Source organism: Aestuariirhabdus sp. LZHN29 (assembly GCF_049985285.1).
Taxonomy (GTDB): domain Bacteria; phylum Pseudomonadota; class Gammaproteobacteria; order Pseudomonadales; family Aestuariirhabdaceae; genus Aestuariirhabdus.
The window spans coordinates 249,218-265,750 of sequence record NZ_JBNIEU010000001.1 but is presented as its reverse complement, the minus strand read 5'-3'; the positions used below and the strand labels follow the sequence as shown (position 1 = coordinate 265,750).

Sequence of the window (16,533 nt, the reverse complement as noted above, 5' to 3'; positions counted from 1 at the left end):
ATGATGAAAATCAAGATGATAGTTGCAACCGTTGGCCTGCTACTGCCCCTGCTGGGGCAGGCGCAGGGGGATTTCAACGGTACCCTGTACCTGGATAACGAAGTCCCTGAGGTGATGGTTAAAGACCAGCGCCATAATATGGACCTGATCCGGGTTAACACCGCCACCGTCAAGGCTTATGATCAGGACGGGTTACTGATCCCCCTGGACCGCTTGCGCGATGGCGACCCGATTAGTTACAAGTACAACGCCTATACCCAACGGCTCGAACTCTGGGTAGACTTGGTGGCATTGGAAAGGACTGAGGACTAGTCAGTGAATTACAACAAACAGCAGGGCTTTACCCTGATTGAACTGATGATCGTGGTCATCATTATCGCCCTTTTGGCGGCTATAGCGCTTCCTGCTTACCAGAACAGCGTTAACAAGGGGCAGCGGGCCGAAGGCAAAGCGGCACTGACCGAGATCGCGTCGATCCAGGAGCGGATCTTTACCGAGACCCGCTCCTACGTAAACAATGCCGGACGAGGGCGCTTTAACCTCGATGGTAATTTCGATACGGAAAACGGCTATTATCGGATCACTGTTGCCAACCCCGGATGCACGGTTACCGTGGCGGGGGCCTTTGTTGACTATGACGGCAATGGTACCGACGACTCCGATAATCTCTTCACCTGCTTCACTGCGACGGCGACCGCAAGGGGAGCCCAGGCAGACGACCTCGCTTGTACCAGCTTCTCCATCGACCAGAACGGTACCAAAACCGCTACTGGCACGGATGCAGCAAATTGCTGGTAGTGAGTTAAGGCTATTGTTTGTATATGCCCTGCTCGTCAGGGCATTTTTTTAGCAGCCAAACTCCTGCTTCAGCTTCTGCGGTGTGATGCCGCTCTTAGGGTGGGAAATTCTTACCCTGCCAAGGCGCGAAATGACCAGTTTGCGGTACCTGTTTACCTTGGTGCTATCCTGTGGGCAATATCGCAAGCTGCCGCTGGTTGCCATGGTAAAACCCTCGCGGGAAAACTGCAGGTAGGATTTCAGTGAGCGCCATTTTATATCGGCATCTCCCGGCTCCAGTGTTGTCCTCCGCTCTATCTGCTCACCTGCATCAACACGCTCGTTATGGTTGGGGTCGGCAAAGAGGATAAGCGGGTTGCGCCACTGCCCGCTGCAGGTAATCTGATCCGCACTGGGACACAGGGTAACCGTTGTTGTGTTATGGACAGCCAGTTGGCGCGCGCTCTTGATCATCAGGCGCAGTTCGCTGACGGTGGTTTTCATTCGCTGGCTGGCGATGATCTCTCCAAGTGCCGGCAGTGACAGGGTACTTATGACACCCACCACCGTGCAGGCGCATACCAGCTCGACCAGGGTTGCTCCCCGTACATTGTATTTAGCTTTCATGATAATCTCCCTGTGAGTTCCATTACCCACCTCCTTGTGAGTAATTTTTTCTTTTCTATAGCAGGAGCCCTATGGTGAGCGACACACTGATCGCAGGTGCCGGTGTCATCGGGCTGATGCTTGCACGTTCGCTGGCCAATAGTGGTCAGCGAGTGACGTTACTGGATTGTCAGCAATTGGGTCGTGGCGCGAGTTGGGCGGGGGGGGGGATTGTGTCCCCGCTCTATCCCTGGCGTTATTCGCAAGCGGTCACCCAGCTAGCCACTTGGTCCCAGCGCTGTTATCCAGCGCTCAGCGACGAGCTTGCTGCCCAGACCCATATTGATCCCCAATACTCTCGCCAGGGCCTGTTATTGTTGGGCATCAATGATGAATCCGAGGCGCTGGCCTGGTCTGCACGCCATCAGCGTCCGTTGCAGCGGGTGGATCGCCAACAGTTGCGTGAGTTAGAGCCTGCATTGGGTGGAGATCATCCCGCCGCTTTATGGATGCCGACGGTGGGCAGTATTCGAAATCCCCGTTTGCTGCAGGCGTTGATTCGCTGGGTCAGGCAATCGCCACGGGTTCGGGTGCTGGAGCGGGCAGGGGGGGTGGTATTGCAGAGCCATAAAGGGAGCGTTACCGGAGTAACCAGTGAGCGATTCGGAGCGCTGTCGGCCGGCAAGGTAGTTGTGACAGCGGGCGCCTGGAGTGAACGGCTTTTGAAGCCCCTGGGCGTTGAGTTACCGGTCGTTCCTGTACGAGGACAGATGTTGCTGTATAGAGCTTCGCCTGAGCTGCTGCGGCGAATTAGCTTGATTGGAAATCGCTATGTGATTCCGCGCAGGGATGGGCGTGTGCTGGTGGGAAGCTCCCTTGAGCACGATGGTTATAATGCCTATCCTACGATTCAGCAACGCTATAGCCTGGAGCGGTCTTCAGTGGAGATTGTTCCGGCGCTGGCAAGCGCTGTAGTGGAGCGCCACTGGGCAGGACTGCGGCCGGGCTCACCCAGCGGAGTGCCCTTTATTGGCGGCGTACCAGGGATCGATAACCTTTATGTGAGTACGGGTCACTTTAGGAATGGTCTGGTGCTGGCACCAGCATCGACCCGGCTGATGACTTCGATGCTAACGGGAGAATCCTGTGATATCGACCCCACAGCTTACGCCTTGCCCGATTAACAGGTTGCGGCAGCAGACCCATAGGGCGTACCTTTAAGCTGGGCTAACGCTAATCCATTTCCAATTTTTTCAGACGATAGCGCAGTGCGCGAAAACTGATACCCAGCTGCTTGGCCGCTGCGGTTTTGTTGCCACGGGTTTTTTCCAGTGCCTGGGTGATCGCGCTGCGCTCGATCGTTTCCAGATACTCCTCCAGTGAGCTGACGCCGCCAGAGGGAAGTGTGGTATCGCTGCTATCGGGGTCTGGAGCTGAGTTGAGTTGTAGGTCGTCCTCTCCGATGCGGTCATCCTCGCACAGTGTAAATGCGCGTTCCAAAATATTTTCCAGCTCGCGAACATTGCCCGGGAAAGGGTAGCGCATTAATACCTGCAAAGCGCCGTCTTCGAGCAGGGGGCATTGTGCATCACACTCATCGGCCAGCTTTTGTAAAATGGTGTGTGCCAGCAAGGGTATATCATCGGCGCGCTCTCTCAAGCTCGGAACCCTGAGTTCAATCACGTTGATTCGATAGAATAGGTCCTGCCTGAACTGTTGATCCTTGACCAATTGGGCGAGGTCCTTATGGGTCGCACTGAGTATACGCACGTCGACTGGAATCTCTTGCTCACTACCAACCGGGCGAACCGATTTTTCCTGGATTGCGCGCAGCAATTTGACCTGCATCTGCAGCGGTAGGTCGGCTACCTCATCAAGAAAAAGTGTGCCACCGATGGCAGCTTGAAACAGTCCGGGCTTGGAAGAAACTGCGCCGGTAAAACTGCCTTTGGTGTGGCCAAAAAACTCACTCTCCATGAGCTCGGAGGGAATTGCACCGCAGTTAACCGGAACAAAAGGGGCGTCCGCACGGGGTCCCTGTTCATGAATTTTTCGTGCTACCAACTCTTTGCCGCTACCGGATTCACCGCTAATATAAACTGGCGCCTGACTGCGTGCGAGCTTGCGAATCTGGCCCTGGAGTTTGGAGATGCTGCTGGACTCCCCCTGCAGGCGCGACCCGGGTTCGGGTTCGGATGTCGGGGATTGGTTAAGTTTGAGTGCGGTTCCAACCAGATCTCGTAGCCGGTTAAGCTCCACCGGCTTTGATACGAAATCGAAGGCGCCGGCTTTAAGGGCATCGATGGCGGTGTCCATGCTACCGAATGCGGTGATCATCGCGACCGGGGTATCGCTGCAATATTTCTGGATATGCCTGACCAGATCGATGCCATTGCCATCGGGCAGTTGCATGTCGGTAAGGCAGAGGTCGAAGCGGTGTTTTTGCAGCAGCAGCTTGGCATCATGAACATTGGCGGCGGAGTGAGTTTTTAAATCCATTCGCCCAAGTGTGATCTCCAGCAATTCGCGGATATCGGGCTCATCATCAACGATCAGGGCAGTGGTGTGAGTCATGGTCTTTCGATTCAATGAATACGTTTTTCCGGGTGGGCGAAGGTTATACGGAAGCGGCATCCATCGTCGCTTTCCAGTAGTTCGAGACTAGCATGATTGGCCTCGCATAGCTCTCTGGAAAGGTAAAGCCCCAGTCCTGTTCCGTTGACCTCGGTCGTATAGAAGGGTTCAAACAGATGCTCACGTATGGTCGCCGGTATTCCAGGCCCCTGATCGACCACATCCAGATAGGGGTGTCCGCTGTCCTCTTTGACGCCCGTGTGTAAACGAAGGGTAGCTTGACCGTTTTTCATCTCACTGTAGCGCAAACCGTTTTGGCACAGGTTGTTCATGACCTGGGCAAATTGATCCCGGTCCATTCGCACCTCTACCTCCTGTTGAGTGTCCAGCTCTATATCAGCGTCGGGATAGATGGTGAGCTTGTGCTCTTCTATATAGCGTTGGAGCCATTGATTGAGGGGGAACTGCTCTGTCAGGCTGGCTCTTCGGCGTGATAGCTGAAGCACATTTTCGATGATGCGGTTCATTCGACGCGAATGGTTCTGGATGATCTCCAGCAGGCGCAGGTCTGCGCTGGGAAGGTCCGGGGATTCCTGCATCAACTGCGCGGCGTGGCTTATTGCGCCGAGGGGGTTACGAATTTCATGGGCAATGCTGGCGGTAAGGCGCCCGAGGGATGCCAGTTTGAGTTGCTGGGCCTGCTGCGCGAGCATCACCGTATCATCCAGAAATATTAATAGGTGACGCTTGTCCGCCATCGGCTCCAGCTCGGTGAAGTTGGCCTGAATAGTGGCGGTGTTGGGGCGCACCTGAAAGGGTTCACCGCGCAGGGTGGGGTTTTCGATCCACCCCTGTAGGCGCAAGTTTAGCTCGGGCGAGACCAGGTTAAGGGGTGCGGTTTTTTGTGGGCAGTCGAGCAGGTGGGCCGCGGCCTCATTCATCATTATGATCTGGCTGTTATCGTCGATGACCAGAATACCGGTACGCATACGTTGAATGATGCTGTGGTTTAGCTGTTGCAACTGCTGGTATTGGAGCATCTGCTCCAGTTGTTGCTGCTCGCTTCGCCGCAGGCGCCCGGCGAGGGTTTGCATCGTGAATGCGGTGGCGAAAAAGAGTATCCCCAGCACCCCGGCATTGATATGTCCCTGCACAAGGGTGTCGCGAATCAGGGTGAAATAGAGTGAGGTCCCCAGCATGCCGAGCGTGGCGATAGCGGCCAGTAACGTTCCTGCTCGCCCGGTCACCAGTACGTTGCCGGCGGCGACGGCGATGATGATCAGGTTACCGAGCACCGCGCTCTTGTTTCCGCTAAGGAAAATTAACAGGGTTAGTAGCAGGATATCCAGGCAACAAATGGCGAAATAGTGGGTGCGCGTACTGGCCTTGCCGCTAAGCATTGCGATCAGGATATTGACCAGCGCATAGCTGACCGAAAAGGCCTGGAAGCGACCCAGATGGCTGAAGGTGATCAGTTGCTGGCCGATATCGGAGAAGGTGGCCGCCAAAAACAGCATGGCCAGCAGGATGCGGTAGCCATTGTAAATGCTAAGGAGTTTCCTGTTGCGCTGCTGGTTGATGCTCAAATGGGGTAGTTCCTTGGGGGGCCGGTTGGCGCTGTTATGGGTCAGGGGTTTCATCCTGCCAGCTCTATTTTACACAGCTGGCGCTTTAGCGGAAAATAGCCCGCTTTACAGCCCTCGCAGTAGTCATGCTCGCAGCATCCACTGCCTACATTCGAGTACAAAACGCCCATGAATCGTCCAATTCGCATCGCTATGGCCCAGCTTAACACCCTGGTAGGGGATATTCCCGGTAACACCCAGCGCCTGATCGATGCGGCGGAGGATGCGCGTGATCGATTACAGGCGGACCTGATTCTGTTTCCGGAGCTCGCCCTGTGTGGTTACCCTCCCGAAGATCTGCTGCTTCGGATGAGTATGCTGGGCCGGGTAAATCAGGGGTTGGAGAGGCTGCGTGCGGTAAAGGGCATCCATCTGGTGGTTGGGTTGCCGGGTGAAAAAGATGGGCAACTGTACAACCAGGCAGTGGTGCTGCGCGACGGAGAGTTGCTGGGTCGCTATAGCAAGCAGCATCTGCCCAACTACCAGGTGTTTGACGAAAAGCGCTACTTTGTCGAGGGCACAGACCCCTTGGTGATCGACTGCCTCGGGACGCGAATGGCGATCACGGTCTGTGAAGATATTTGGCACCCGGAGCCTGCGGCCCAAGCCCAGGCCCTGGGGGCAAAGCTGATACTCAACATTAATGCGTCACCGTTCCACCTCAATAAATTACAGCAGCGACTGGATGTAGTGGCTCGGCGCTGCGCCGATTCCGCACTGCCGGTGATCTACATCAATCAGGTGGGTGGGCAGGATGAGCTGGTGTTCGACGGTAGCTCTTTTGCCATGAACGCCGATGGAGATGTCGCCGTGAGCGCCCCCAGCTACGAAGAGGGGTTGTTTTTGGTGGAATACGATCCGGTCTCGTCCCGTTTGCTGGAGGGCGACTGTGCGCAGAAACCATCGTCGGTGGCATCTGCCTACCAGGCCCTGGTGTGTGGGGTGAGGGATTACGTGACCAAGAATGGCTTTAAGGGAGTTGTTTTGGGGTTGTCCGGAGGGGTGGACTCTGCCCTGACCCTGGCGGTGGCAGTTGATGCCCTGGGTGCCGAGCGGGTTGAAGCGGTGATGATGCCGTTCCGCTATACCTCACAGATGAGTCTGGAGGATGCCGAGGAGGAAGCCAATACCCTGGGCGTTCGTTATAAGGTGCTGCCTATCGAGCCGATGTTTGATGCCTTCATGGCCACGTTGGCGCCGGAGTTCGAAGGGACTGCCCGTGACACCACAGAGGAAAATTTGCAGGCTCGTTGCCGTGGCGTACTGTTGATGGCGATATCCAACAAAAAAGGGTGCCTGGTGCTCACCACGGGCAACAAGAGTGAAATGGCCGTAGGCTATGCCACGCTCTATGGAGACATGGCCGGTGGCTTTGATGTTCTCAAGGATGTGCCTAAATCGATGGTGTTTGAGTTGTGTGATTATCGCAATAGCCTTTCACCGGCGATTCCCCAGCGTGTTATCGACCGCCCTCCGTCGGCGGAGCTGGCGCCCGATCAAGTGGATGAAGACAGCCTGCCTCCCTATGAGGTGCTGGATCACATGCTGGAGCTTTACGTCGAGCAGGATCTGAGCGCCGAGGCGATCATTGCCCAGGGATTTGATAAGGAGGCGGTGTACCGTGTATTGCGCATGGTCGACATCAATGAGTACAAACGACGTCAGGCGGCCATCGGCGTGCGCATCACCTCGCGAGGTTTTGGCCGGGATCGCCGCTACCCCGTCACCTCTGGCTGGAAACTGGGAGATTGACTCGGCGCGGGCAGCAGCATCAGCGCGGCGGAGTCATCAGGCAGGTAGCGATGCGCAGGAATGTAGCGGCATGATCGCAACGCCATGATCAGGCACTTTATGCCCATTGGTTTATTGCTGGCGTTCGTCGGTGCGTTACTGGTGCCCGGTCCCGGTCAGTGGCTGGAGCAGCAGGGGGCGGTGCGGTGGATGGTTGTTATCATCTTCTTGCTCAACGGCTATCAGACCCGTCTGCAAGGAGTGCCAACGGTTGCCGGGTATGGACGCCTGATTGTTCTCGCGGTGGTTATCAATCTTCTGCTTGCCCCCTGGTTGGGTTGGCTGGTGGTGAACCTGTTACCACTGAGTCTGGCGGTTTCTATCGGCGTGCTGGTTATGGCGGTAGTGCCACCCACACTCTCGTCGGGCATCGTGATGACCCGCATGGCCGGGGGTGATGGAGCGGCGGCGCTGGTGATAACGGTCTTGCTAAATCTATTGGGCGTGTTCAGCATTCCCCTGCTGCTAAGCTGGACAATGGGACGGGCGGGATTGGTTGAGGTGTCGCCATGGCCGTTACTGCAAAGCCTGGCGCTGCTGGTACTTGTGCCCTTTGTGCTGGGAATGGCCCTGCGGCGGTGGCGAGAGTTGCCTGTGCCGACGGCACTATTGGCCTACGTGCCTTCCCTCTGCGTGATCGGCACCGCCTGGATGCTGATGTCCCGTTCTCAGCAAACATTGCTGGCGGTGGCTCCCCTTGAGATGCTATGGGCGGCCATGGCCTCGCTGCTGGTACATGCCGCGTTACTGGGGTTGTGTTACGGGGTTGGGAATCGATGGATTTCCGACAAGGGAAGGCAGGTGGCGTTGCTGTTCACCGCTTCCCAGAAAACCCTGCCGGTGGCGATCAGCGTAATGGCGGCTATGGCCATTGGCGCCGAAGCCGGCATTGCACTGCTGTGCTGCATTCTGTTTCATTTCTTGCAGCTGCTGGTGGACTCAATGTTGGCGTCCCGCTTGAGCCGGCGCTAACCCTGGGCGAATCGCTGCTGCAGGTAGTGAATGATTTCAGAGGACTCGTACATCCAGCGGATATCTCCCTGCTCGGTTTCGATACGCAGGCAGGGAACCTTGATACGCCCCCCCTCGGATTCAAGCTCGGAGCGGTATTCAGGGTTGCCCTTGGCATCGCGTGTCTCTATCGACAGGCCCTGGCGTTTGATTGCCCGACGGACTTTTACGCAAAAAGGGCAGGCTTGAAACTGGTAAAGCGCCAGTTTGGCGGTTTGGGAATCCAGCAGGTTCTGCTGCTCTGGGGCTCGGCTGGGTGGGCGAGGCGAGAAGATAAAATCGAGGGTCAGGATAATTCGACCCAGAATATAACGAATAAAGGACATGTTAAGGCTCGTGGTCAGGTTGTAAAAAGATCAATTCTCAGGTGCGGGCGGCTCGGGGTCGCCGCTGCCTATCAGATCGAAGCTTACGACGGTCCAGATTGATGGATCGACATCGTTGAAGCTCTTGTAACCGATAAAGTTGCCCGCTTCGTCCAGGGATGGGTGCTTGGGGAAGTTAAGGCGCATGATCTCGAGGGTGCGCTCGGCCTCCTCGTGCATCTCCAGTTTTCGATAGCCTTCAATCATCACCGCCATGGCCGCTGGAACCGCAGGGGTGCGCTGCATGTTTTCCAGCACATACTGGCCGCGGTTGACCGCTGCGACGTAAGCCCTGCGTTTCAGGTAGTAATCCGCCACGTGAATCTCATAGAAAGAAAGCTGGTTACGCAGGAAGATCATGCGCTGGCGTGCGTCGGTGGCGTAAGCACTGTTTGGGAAACGGTTCAGTAGCTCGGCAAACTCGGCAAAGGAGCTGCGAGCCTGGCCCGGGTCGCGGCGGCTCATGTCGATCTCTACATAACGCTCCATCAGTCCAACATCGGCCGTATAGGAGGAGAGGCCCTTCATGTAGTAGGCATAATCGACGTTAGGGTGTTGCGGGTGCAGGCGGATAAAGCGGTCAGCAGTCGCCTTGGCAGCCTCTGGCTCCAGGCGCTTGTAGTAAGCGTAGATCAGCTCCAGCTGGGCATGATCGGCGTAGGAGCCGAAGGGGTATCGTGACTCCAGGGCGCGCAGACTATCGACGGCTTCACCGTAATTGGTGTTTTCCAACGCAAACTGAGCCTTCCGGTACAGTTCGGTTTCGGAAAGGTCCTCGTCGATTTTGTTTTTATCGTCCGATGCGCAGGCCACTAATAGCAGTGCCAGTAGCGGAGTCGTCAGGTTGCGAAGTAATCGCATGATCTATGCTGTTCCTTGGTAAACCATCTTTGTGACAACCGCTGCAGACGGCCATCAGGAATTGGATGGGCTTGTGTTATTATGCGCCCGGTTGTGCACGCGGAGTGCCTCGGTATTAGGGCGCAGAACCGGAGCCGGCGGATATTTAAACACAGCTGTCAATGTAAACCAAAGCACCTGCAAACAAAAGTGCAGGGCATATAGAAGGGCTTTATGGCTGAACAGATCGAAATCAGAGCGGCGGTACCCATGGATATGGGTGGGCAGCGTCTCGACCGCATAGCGGCTCACTGCTTCCCCGATTATTCACGCTCCCGGTTACAGGCATGGATTCGGGAGGGTCAGCTTACCGTTGACGATCAGCTGCGTAAAACCCGTGACAAATTGGTCGGCGGGGAAACCCTGAGGGTGCAGGTGGAGGTCGAGGATGAGGTGCGCTGGGAAGCCCAGGCGATGGATCTCGATATAATTTACGAAGACGACAGCATTTTGGTACTCAATAAGCCGGCCGGCCTGGTTGTCCATCCCGGCGCGGGTAACGCCGACGGGACCCTGCTCAACGGCTTACTCCATCACTGTCCCGATAACGCCAGTGTGCCCCGGGCAGGGATAGTACACCGACTCGACAAGGACACCACCGGACTAATGGTGGTGGCCAAAACGCTGGCAGCCCATACCGATCTGGTAGAGCAGTTGCAGGCCCGTAGCGTGAGCCGCGAGTATGAGGCCGTGGCTATCGGGGTGATGACCGCCGGCGGGACCGTCGATAAGCCTATCGGGCGGCATCCGACACAGCGCACCCGTATGGCGGTGACCTCGTCGGGTAAGCCGGCGGTTACCCATTATCGAGTGTTGGAAAAATTCCGCCATCATACCCATGTTCGCGTTGGGCTGGAGACGGGCCGTACCCATCAAATTCGAGTGCACTTGAGCCATATCCATTTTCCTCTGGTAGGCGACGCACTCTATGCAGGCCGCTTGCGCTTGCCACCGGGTGCTACAGAAGAGTTAAAGCTCACTCTGCAGGGGTTTCATCGTCAGGCGCTGCATGCTTGCCAGTTAGGGCTTTATCATCCGGCGAAGGATGAATATATGGAGTGGACGGTCCCCCTGCCTGCTGATTTTTTGAATCTGCTGTCTGTGCTTGAGCAGGATCTCGCCGCCTATGATGAAGACGACCACTGAGCTGTTTCTGGGGCGCTATCTGCAAGCGTCCTGGCAAGCCCCCGCCAACGTGCGGGCTTTTGTGTCAACACGGGTGCAGGGGGACAGCAGTGCTCCCTTTGATCACTTTAATATTGCCGACCACGTCGGTGATGACCCGCGACAAGTAGCGCTGCATCGGCAGGAGTTGTGTCAGCAGTTGGGTCTCTCTCTACCTCCCCAGTGGTTGCGTCAGGTGCACGGAATCCAAATAGTGGATGCTCAGCCCGATGGGGTGATTCGCGAAGCTGACGGGGTGATGAGCTGTACCCCCGGGCAGGCTTGTGTCGTCATGACCGCCGATTGCTTGCCGATTTTTTTCTGCAGCGAGCAGGGCGATCGTGTCGCTGTGTCCCATGGGGGGTGGCGCGGTCTGCTCGATGGTGTGGTGGAAAGCACCGTGCAAAAACTGGGATGTGACCCGAGGGCGCTGCACTGCTGGCTGGGGCCTGCGATCGGCCCCCGGTGCTTCGAGGTTGGCCCTGAGGTGCGGTCCGCGTTCTGCAATCGAGATGCCTCCGCCGCGGCCGCGTTTACGGCCGCGCAAAACCGCCCCGATCACTATCTCGCGGATATCTACCAGTTGGCCCGGCAGCGATTAAACGCCTTGGGAATAAGCCGGATAAGTGGGGGTGAATACTGTACCCAGTCCCAACCCGAACTCTTTTATTCGTATCGTCGTGAGCCGGTCACCGGGCGCATGGCCAGTATCATCTGGTTCGAGTAACACCGAATTTCCCCCGGATTTATCCAGCCCTTGAGCGTACCCCCTGGAGGCTTGTATTGTCAGGGGCTATGGCTCAAATGGCCGCTATTCGAGCCGGTCATGATAGTGCTATAAATTCCGCTGACAATAAAAATAGGTGGGGTCGGTAATGGATAAGCAGCTTAAGTTTTGGGGGTGGGGCTACGAGGGAGAAGGACTCGAGAACGGCTACATCAAACAGGTCGAAGCCCTGGCTGGCGCACTGTTTGGAGTCAAACAGTTTACTTGCCGTACGCACCCCGCGCTGCAGGATATCGAGTTGCGGGCCTGTCGTTGTTCTCCACCAGCCGCATTAGCTGCGATCTGCTCTAGCACTGACTACGAGCGAGTGCTGCACAGCTACGGCCAATCCTTTTACGATAGTGTGCGTAAGCTGCGAGGAGAGTTTCCCAACCCGCCCGACGTGGTGGCTTATCCGGAATCCGAGGAGGATATTGCGGCGCTTTATGCCTGGGCCGAGAGGGATGGGCTGGTGCTGATTCCGTTCGGAGGTGGCTCCAGCGTGGTGGGAGGGGTTGAGCCGCCGCAGTCGGATCGCCCTGTGGTCACACTGAATCTGCGTAAACTGAACCGTGTGCTGGAGATCGATGAAGTATCTCAGGCGGCCCGGATTCAGGGGGGCGCCTATGGTCCCGAGCTGGAAGATCAGCTGAAAAGCAGGGGCTATACCCTGCGGTTCTTTCCCCAGTCGTTTGAGTTCTCGACGCTTGGGGGTTGGATTGCCACCCGTGCCGGTGGTCATTTCGCAATGCAGGAGACTCACATCGACGATCTGGTTGAGAGTGTGCGTATGCTGACTCCCCAAGGCGTTATCGAAAGTCGACGCCTGCCCGGGTCCGGTGCCGGCCCCAGTCCCGATCGCCAGCTGATCGGATCGGAAGGCATACTCGGTGTGATCACCGAGGCCTGGGTGCGAATTCGCAGGCGACCACAGCACAAATGGTCGGCCAGTATTCGTTTTGCAGACTTTGGTGCGGCCTTGGAAGCGGTGCGGCGCATCACCCAGTCTGGACTAACACCGTCGAACTGTCGCTTGCTTGATGCCCGCGAAGCGATGTTGAACGGGGTCGCTGCAGGTGATCAGTCGGTGCTCGTGCTGGCCTTTGAATCCTACCAACAATCGTGCGAGGAGCGTTTCCAGCAGGCGCTCGCGATAGCGCGAAGTAGTGGGGGTGTTGACTCGATTGCCGATGACAAAAAGCCCGTTGAGCGAAGCGCCGGTAAACAAACGGAGCCAGTGGGCACCGACAATTCCGGGCAGTGGAAGAAAAGCTTTCTGCAGATGCCCTATCTGCGTGAATACCTGACGGCGAGAGGGATTATCAGCGAGACTTTCGAAACCGCCATGACGTGGGAGCGTTTGCCCGAGTTTATTCGTTCGGTGCGGCGGGCGACCGTCGACGCCATTCAGGAGGTTACCGGCAGGCCCGGATTTGTCTCCTGCCGGCTGACCCACCTCTACCCCGATGGTGCGGCGCCCTACTTTACCTTTCTCGCCTATGGTGACCCCGAGCGGATGATCGAGCAGTGTGAGGCGATCAAGCGCGCCGCTGCCGACCGACTCATCGAACTCGGTGGCACTATTACCCACCATCATGGGGTGGGTCGCGATCACCGCCCCTGGTACGACCGTCAACGGCCGGATCTTTTTGCCCGTGGGTTACGCGCCGTAAAGGCCCAATTGGATCCGAAATCCATATTGAATCCGGGGGTGTTGATCGATCCTTGATGGGGACACCGGGATCCTATCGGTACGGGGTTTTCTCACCGGCTTGAAAAATGCGCCGAATACCACCATATACTCTGTAGAACAGAGCGGGTAGGGTGCCGCTCGTCAGGACTTGAGTAGTAACAAGATCGGTAAGGCACCCACGCCAATAGTGATAGACGGTGAGGAATATGAGAATCGATCGATTAACCAGTAAGTTACAAACCGCGTTATCTGATGCCCAATCGATGGCCGTGGGGCGGGATCATAACTACATCGAGCCCGTCCACCTGATGGTGGCGATGCTGGATCAGCAGGGGGGCGCCATTCGCCCGTTGCTGCGCCAGGTGGGATTCGACGTAGAAAAATTGCGAGCACAACTGGAGGAGCAGTTGGAGCGGCTACCCAAGGTGCAGAGCCCCGATGGTGATGTGCAGATGTCCGCAAATGTTGGCCGTTTGCTGAATATCGCCGACAAGATCGCACAAAAAAACCAGGATCAATTTATCTCCAGCGAAACTCTGTTAATGGCAGTGATGGAAGATAAGGGTCCACTGGGAGAGCTACTCAATGCGCAGGGCGTTAGCCGACAGGCGTTGGAAACCGCAATCAGTAATATGCGCGGCGGTGAAGCGGTTAATGATCCCAACGCCGAAGATAATCGCAAGGCGCTCGATAAGTACACTATCGATCTGACGGCGCGTGCCGAGCAGGGCAGGCTTGATCCGGTAATCGGGCGCGACGATGAAATACGTCGCACCATCCAGGTGTTGCAGCGCCGCACCAAAAATAACCCTGTTATTATTGGGGAGCCCGGTGTCGGCAAAACCGCCATCGTTGAGGGTATGGCGCAACGAATTATCAACGGTGAGGTGCCGGAAGGGCTGCGGGACAAACGTATTCTTGCGTTGGATATGGGGTCGCTGCTGGCGGGTGCGAAGTACCGTGGTGAGTTTGAGGAGCGGCTCAAGTCGGTGCTCAATGAGGTCGGTAAGCAGGAGGGGCGGATTATTCTCTTTATCGATGAGTTGCATACCATGGTTGGCGCTGGAAAAGCGGACGGCGCATTGGATGCGGGCAATATGCTCAAACCGGCGCTGGCCCGAGGCGAGTTGCATTGTGTGGGGGCCACCACCCTCAACGAGTACCGCCAGTACGTCGAAAAAGATGCCGCGTTGGAGCGTCGCTTCCAAAAGGTGATGGTCAATGAACCGTCTGAGGAAGATACCATCGCGATCCTGCGTGGGCTCAAAGAGCGTTATGAGGTCCATCACGGGGTCGATATTACCGATCCCGCCATCATTGCAGCTGCCAAGCTGTCCCACCGTTATATTCCCGATCGGCAGTTGCCAGACAAGGCGATCGATTTGGTCGATGAGGCCGCCAGCCGGATTCGCATGGAGATGGACTCGAAGCCGGAGACCATGGATAGGCTGGAACGCCGCCTGATTCAGTTCAAGATAGAGAGGGAGGCGTTGAAAAAAGATGAGGATGCGGCCTCGCGCAAGCGCCTGCAAAACCTCGACAGTGAAATAGGGCGCCTGGAGCGGGAGTTTGCCGACCTTGATGAGGTGTGGAAGTCCGAGAAAGCGGCCTTGCACGGTTCGCAAAAAGTTAAGGAGGAGTTAGAGAAGGCCCGTGGAGAGCTCGACGTTGCTCGTCGCAGTGGCGATCTGACAGTGATGTCAGAGCTCCAGTATGGGCGCATTCCCGAACTGGAGAAGCAGCTCGACCTTGCCAGCCAGGCTGAGATGAATGATATGCAGTTGTTACGCAATAAGGTCACAGAGGAGGAGATCGCAGAGGTCGTATCCAAGTGGACCGGGATTCCTGTTTCCAAAATGCTGGAGGGGGAACGTGACAAACTATTGCGTATGGAGGAGGCTTTGCATAGGCGCGTGATTGGCCAGAACGAGGCGGTGGTAGCGGTATCCAACGCGGTTCGCCGTTCCCGGGCGGGGCTGTCCGATCCCGATCGACCCAACGGCTCTTTCATGTTTCTTGGCCCGACCGGAGTTGGTAAAACAGAGTTGTGCAAATCCCTGGCGGAGTTTCTGTTTGACACCGAGGAGGCCATGGTTCGTATTGATATGTCGGAGTTTATGGAGAAGCACTCGGTGGCCCGTCTGGTCGGTGCCCCTCCCGGGTATGTGGGTTACGAAGAGGGCGGTTACCTGACCGAGGCGGTTCGCCGCAGACCCTACTCAGTGTTATTGCTTGACGAGGTGGAGAAGGCCCACCCCGATGTATTCAATATACTGTTGCAGGTGCTCGATGATGGACGTCTTACCGATGGGCAGGGACGAACCGTGGATTTTCGCAACACGGTGATCGTCATGACATCGAACCTGGGTTCCGACCTCATTCATACCCTCGAAGACAGTAGTTTCGAACAGATCAAGTCCACCCTGATGGAGGTCGTGGGTCAGCACTTCCGGCCCGAATTCGTCAACAGAATTGATGAGCTGGTGGTGTTTCACCCATTGGCCTCGGAGCAGATTGCCGGTATCGCCGAGATCCAACTTGACCTGCTGCGTAACCGTTTGAAGGAGAGGGAGTTGTCACTGGAGGTGGACGCCGAAGCCATCAAACGCCTGGTCGAGATCGGTTTTGATCCAGTCTACGGTGCTCGCCCCCTCAAGCGGGCGATTCAACAGTGGATCGAAAATCCCCTGGCCCAGGATATACTGGCGGGGAAGTTTGAGCCCGGAAAAACCATTCATGTTTCGGTGGAAAAAGATGGTATGAACTTCTACTGATCGGCATTACAGCTCCTGGATGAAAAAGAGGTCCGTACTATTGAACAGTACGGGCCTCTTTTTTTGGGCTTTGGGTCGCCTGACCTTGCTCTCTTTTAGTCCAACGGAGTGCCGGAGAAGGACATGATTTTGTTAATAATTTCTCGATTCTTATCGCTGATTTCGATCAGGTGAAAGCCTGTCCAATAATGGGAGGGGGTGCTGCTTTGCTTACACCACAGGCTGTCTACCCCCATGTGAATAATATCGGTGTCCTCCACCGTCTCTTGTAGATTAATGCGGCACTGGTAGATGGTGTTGGTCTTGATAGGCTCACTGCTCATGAGCATGAAGCCTTCGTTGGATATATCCACCAAACTGCCCATATACATCTCGGTGTTGCAGTCGTACACGTCCAGGCTGTTCTGTAGTTTGACGCGATCCGCTTTACGATTTTCCTGCATGCCTAGTTTCTCTTTTTGTTGTTGTGGGAAGGAACTGTCTGTGC

Annotated in this window: 15 protein-coding genes; 9 read left to right on the top strand and 6 right to left on the bottom strand. The window is 56.3% G+C overall.

Going from position 1 to position 16,533, the window contains the following annotated elements; genetic code table 11:
- Both ACP3PW_RS01275 and ACP3PW_RS01270 read left to right on the top strand, forming a co-directional pair.
- Positions 1-312 (top strand): hypothetical protein, encoded by a 312-nt coding sequence (locus ACP3PW_RS01275; RefSeq protein ID WP_426414838.1) that lies wholly within the window; start codon positions 1-3, stop codon positions 310-312.
- A gap of 3 nt (positions 313-315) precedes the next feature.
- Positions 316-798, top strand: coding sequence for a type IV pilin protein (locus ACP3PW_RS01270; protein WP_426414837.1), 483 nt, complete (start codon positions 316-318; stop codon positions 796-798).
- Positions 799-846: 48 nt separating this feature from the next.
- On the opposite strand, the gene ACP3PW_RS01265 is transcribed toward ACP3PW_RS01270, so the two are convergent.
- Positions 847-1,404, bottom strand: a complete 558-nt coding sequence (locus ACP3PW_RS01265) for a GspH/FimT family pseudopilin (RefSeq protein ID WP_426414836.1) — start codon at positions 1,402-1,404, stop codon at positions 847-849.
- A 71-nt stretch (positions 1,405-1,475) separates the two neighbouring features.
- Here ACP3PW_RS01265 and thiO point away from each other — a divergent pair, with 71 nt between their 5' ends.
- Positions 1,476-2,567 (top strand): glycine oxidase ThiO, encoded by a 1,092-nt coding sequence (gene thiO, locus ACP3PW_RS01260; RefSeq protein WP_426414835.1) that lies wholly within the window; start codon positions 1,476-1,478, stop codon positions 2,565-2,567.
- 49 nt (positions 2,568-2,616) lie between these two features.
- Here the strand turns inward: thiO and ACP3PW_RS01255 are convergent, their stop codons facing one another.
- Complete coding sequence (locus ACP3PW_RS01255; RefSeq protein WP_426414834.1) at positions 2,617-3,957, bottom strand: sigma-54-dependent transcriptional regulator; 1,341 nt, start codon at positions 3,955-3,957, stop codon at positions 2,617-2,619.
- A gap of 11 nt (positions 3,958-3,968) precedes the next feature.
- A complete protein-coding gene (locus tag ACP3PW_RS01250) occupies positions 3,969-5,597 on the bottom strand; it encodes a sensor histidine kinase (RefSeq protein WP_426414833.1) in 1,629 nt (542 codons plus the stop codon).
- A gap of 114 nt (positions 5,598-5,711) precedes the next feature.
- On the opposite strand from ACP3PW_RS01250, the gene ACP3PW_RS01245 reads away from it, so the two are divergent.
- Together ACP3PW_RS01245 and ACP3PW_RS01240 are read left to right on the top strand one after the other, a co-directional pair.
- Positions 5,712-7,334, top strand: a complete 1,623-nt coding sequence (locus ACP3PW_RS01245; protein ID WP_426414832.1) for an NAD+ synthase — start codon at positions 5,712-5,714, stop codon at positions 7,332-7,334.
- A 99-nt stretch (positions 7,335-7,433) separates the two neighbouring features.
- On the top strand, positions 7,434-8,345 hold the full coding sequence (locus ACP3PW_RS01240) for a bile acid:sodium symporter (RefSeq protein ID WP_426414831.1): 912 nt from the start codon (positions 7,434-7,436) through the stop codon (positions 8,343-8,345).
- Here ACP3PW_RS01240 and ACP3PW_RS01235 read toward each other — a convergent pair.
- Both ACP3PW_RS01235 and ACP3PW_RS01230 read right to left on the bottom strand, forming a co-directional pair.
- Positions 8,342-8,710, bottom strand: coding sequence for a glutaredoxin family protein (locus ACP3PW_RS01235; RefSeq protein WP_426414830.1), 369 nt, complete (start codon positions 8,708-8,710; stop codon positions 8,342-8,344). The two genes, ACP3PW_RS01240 and ACP3PW_RS01235, sit on opposite strands and share 4 nt — an antisense overlap.
- Before the next feature lie 30 nt (positions 8,711-8,740).
- Positions 8,741-9,610 carry an outer membrane protein assembly factor BamD gene (locus tag ACP3PW_RS01230; protein ID WP_426414829.1) on the bottom strand — a complete coding sequence of 290 codons (870 nt, stop codon included), beginning with the start codon at positions 9,608-9,610 and terminating at the stop codon, positions 8,741-8,743.
- A gap of 213 nt (positions 9,611-9,823) precedes the next feature.
- Here ACP3PW_RS01230 and rluD point away from each other — a divergent pair, with 213 nt between their 5' ends.
- From rluD to clpB, 4 genes are all read left to right on the top strand, one after another.
- Positions 9,824-10,795, top strand: a complete 972-nt coding sequence (rluD, locus tag ACP3PW_RS01225; RefSeq protein ID WP_426414828.1) for a 23S rRNA pseudouridine(1911/1915/1917) synthase RluD — start codon at positions 9,824-9,826, stop codon at positions 10,793-10,795.
- Positions 10,776-11,540 (top strand): peptidoglycan editing factor PgeF, encoded by a 765-nt coding sequence (gene pgeF, locus ACP3PW_RS01220; RefSeq protein WP_426414827.1) that lies wholly within the window; start codon positions 10,776-10,778, stop codon positions 11,538-11,540. The genes rluD and pgeF overlap by 20 nt, the downstream gene beginning before the upstream one ends.
- Before the next feature lie 148 nt (positions 11,541-11,688).
- Entirely contained in the window at positions 11,689-13,308 is a 1,620-nt protein-coding gene (locus ACP3PW_RS01215; protein ID WP_426414826.1) for an FAD-binding oxidoreductase, read from the top strand.
- A gap of 170 nt (positions 13,309-13,478) precedes the next feature.
- Positions 13,479-16,046, top strand: a complete 2,568-nt coding sequence (gene clpB, locus ACP3PW_RS01210) for an ATP-dependent chaperone ClpB (RefSeq protein ID WP_426414825.1) — start codon at positions 13,479-13,481, stop codon at positions 16,044-16,046.
- A 95-nt stretch (positions 16,047-16,141) separates the two neighbouring features.
- Here clpB and ACP3PW_RS01205 read toward each other — a convergent pair whose 3' ends face one another.
- The gene (locus tag ACP3PW_RS01205; protein ID WP_426414824.1) at positions 16,142-16,489 is read right to left on the bottom strand and encodes a PilZ domain-containing protein; all 348 of its coding nucleotides are present in this window, start codon (positions 16,487-16,489) and stop codon (positions 16,142-16,144) included.
- Positions 16,490-16,533 lie beyond the last annotated feature (44 nt).

Coding starts and splice junctions, on each gene's coding strand:
- ACP3PW_RS01255 (WP_426414834.1), bottom strand. CDS start 3,957: ATGACTCACACCACTGCCCTGATCGTTGATGATGAGCCCGATATCCGC.
- thiO (WP_426414835.1), top strand. CDS start 1,476: ATGGTGAGCGACACACTGATCGCAGGTGCCGGTGTCATCGGGCTGATG.
- ACP3PW_RS01235 (WP_426414830.1), bottom strand. CDS start 8,710: ATGTCCTTTATTCGTTATATTCTGGGTCGAATTATCCTGACCCTCGAT.
- ACP3PW_RS01230 (WP_426414829.1), bottom strand. CDS start 9,610: ATGCGATTACTTCGCAACCTGACGACTCCGCTACTGGCACTGCTATTA.
- rluD (WP_426414828.1), top strand. CDS start 9,824: ATGGCTGAACAGATCGAAATCAGAGCGGCGGTACCCATGGATATGGGT.
- ACP3PW_RS01205 (WP_426414824.1), bottom strand. CDS start 16,489: ATGCAGGAAAATCGTAAAGCGGATCGCGTCAAACTACAGAACAGCCTG.
- clpB (WP_426414825.1), top strand. CDS start 13,479: ATGAGAATCGATCGATTAACCAGTAAGTTACAAACCGCGTTATCTGAT.
- ACP3PW_RS01215 (WP_426414826.1), top strand. CDS start 11,689: ATGGATAAGCAGCTTAAGTTTTGGGGGTGGGGCTACGAGGGAGAAGGA.
- ACP3PW_RS01240 (WP_426414831.1), top strand. CDS start 7,434: ATGCCCATTGGTTTATTGCTGGCGTTCGTCGGTGCGTTACTGGTGCCC.
- ACP3PW_RS01245 (WP_426414832.1), top strand. CDS start 5,712: ATGAATCGTCCAATTCGCATCGCTATGGCCCAGCTTAACACCCTGGTA.
- ACP3PW_RS01265 (WP_426414836.1), bottom strand. CDS start 1,404: ATGAAAGCTAAATACAATGTACGGGGAGCAACCCTGGTCGAGCTGGTA.
- ACP3PW_RS01250 (WP_426414833.1), bottom strand. CDS start 5,597: ATGAAACCCCTGACCCATAACAGCGCCAACCGGCCCCCCAAGGAACTA.
- pgeF (WP_426414827.1), top strand. CDS start 10,776: ATGATGAAGACGACCACTGAGCTGTTTCTGGGGCGCTATCTGCAAGCG.
- ACP3PW_RS01275 (WP_426414838.1), top strand. CDS start 1: ATGATGAAAATCAAGATGATAGTTGCAACCGTTGGCCTGCTACTGCCC.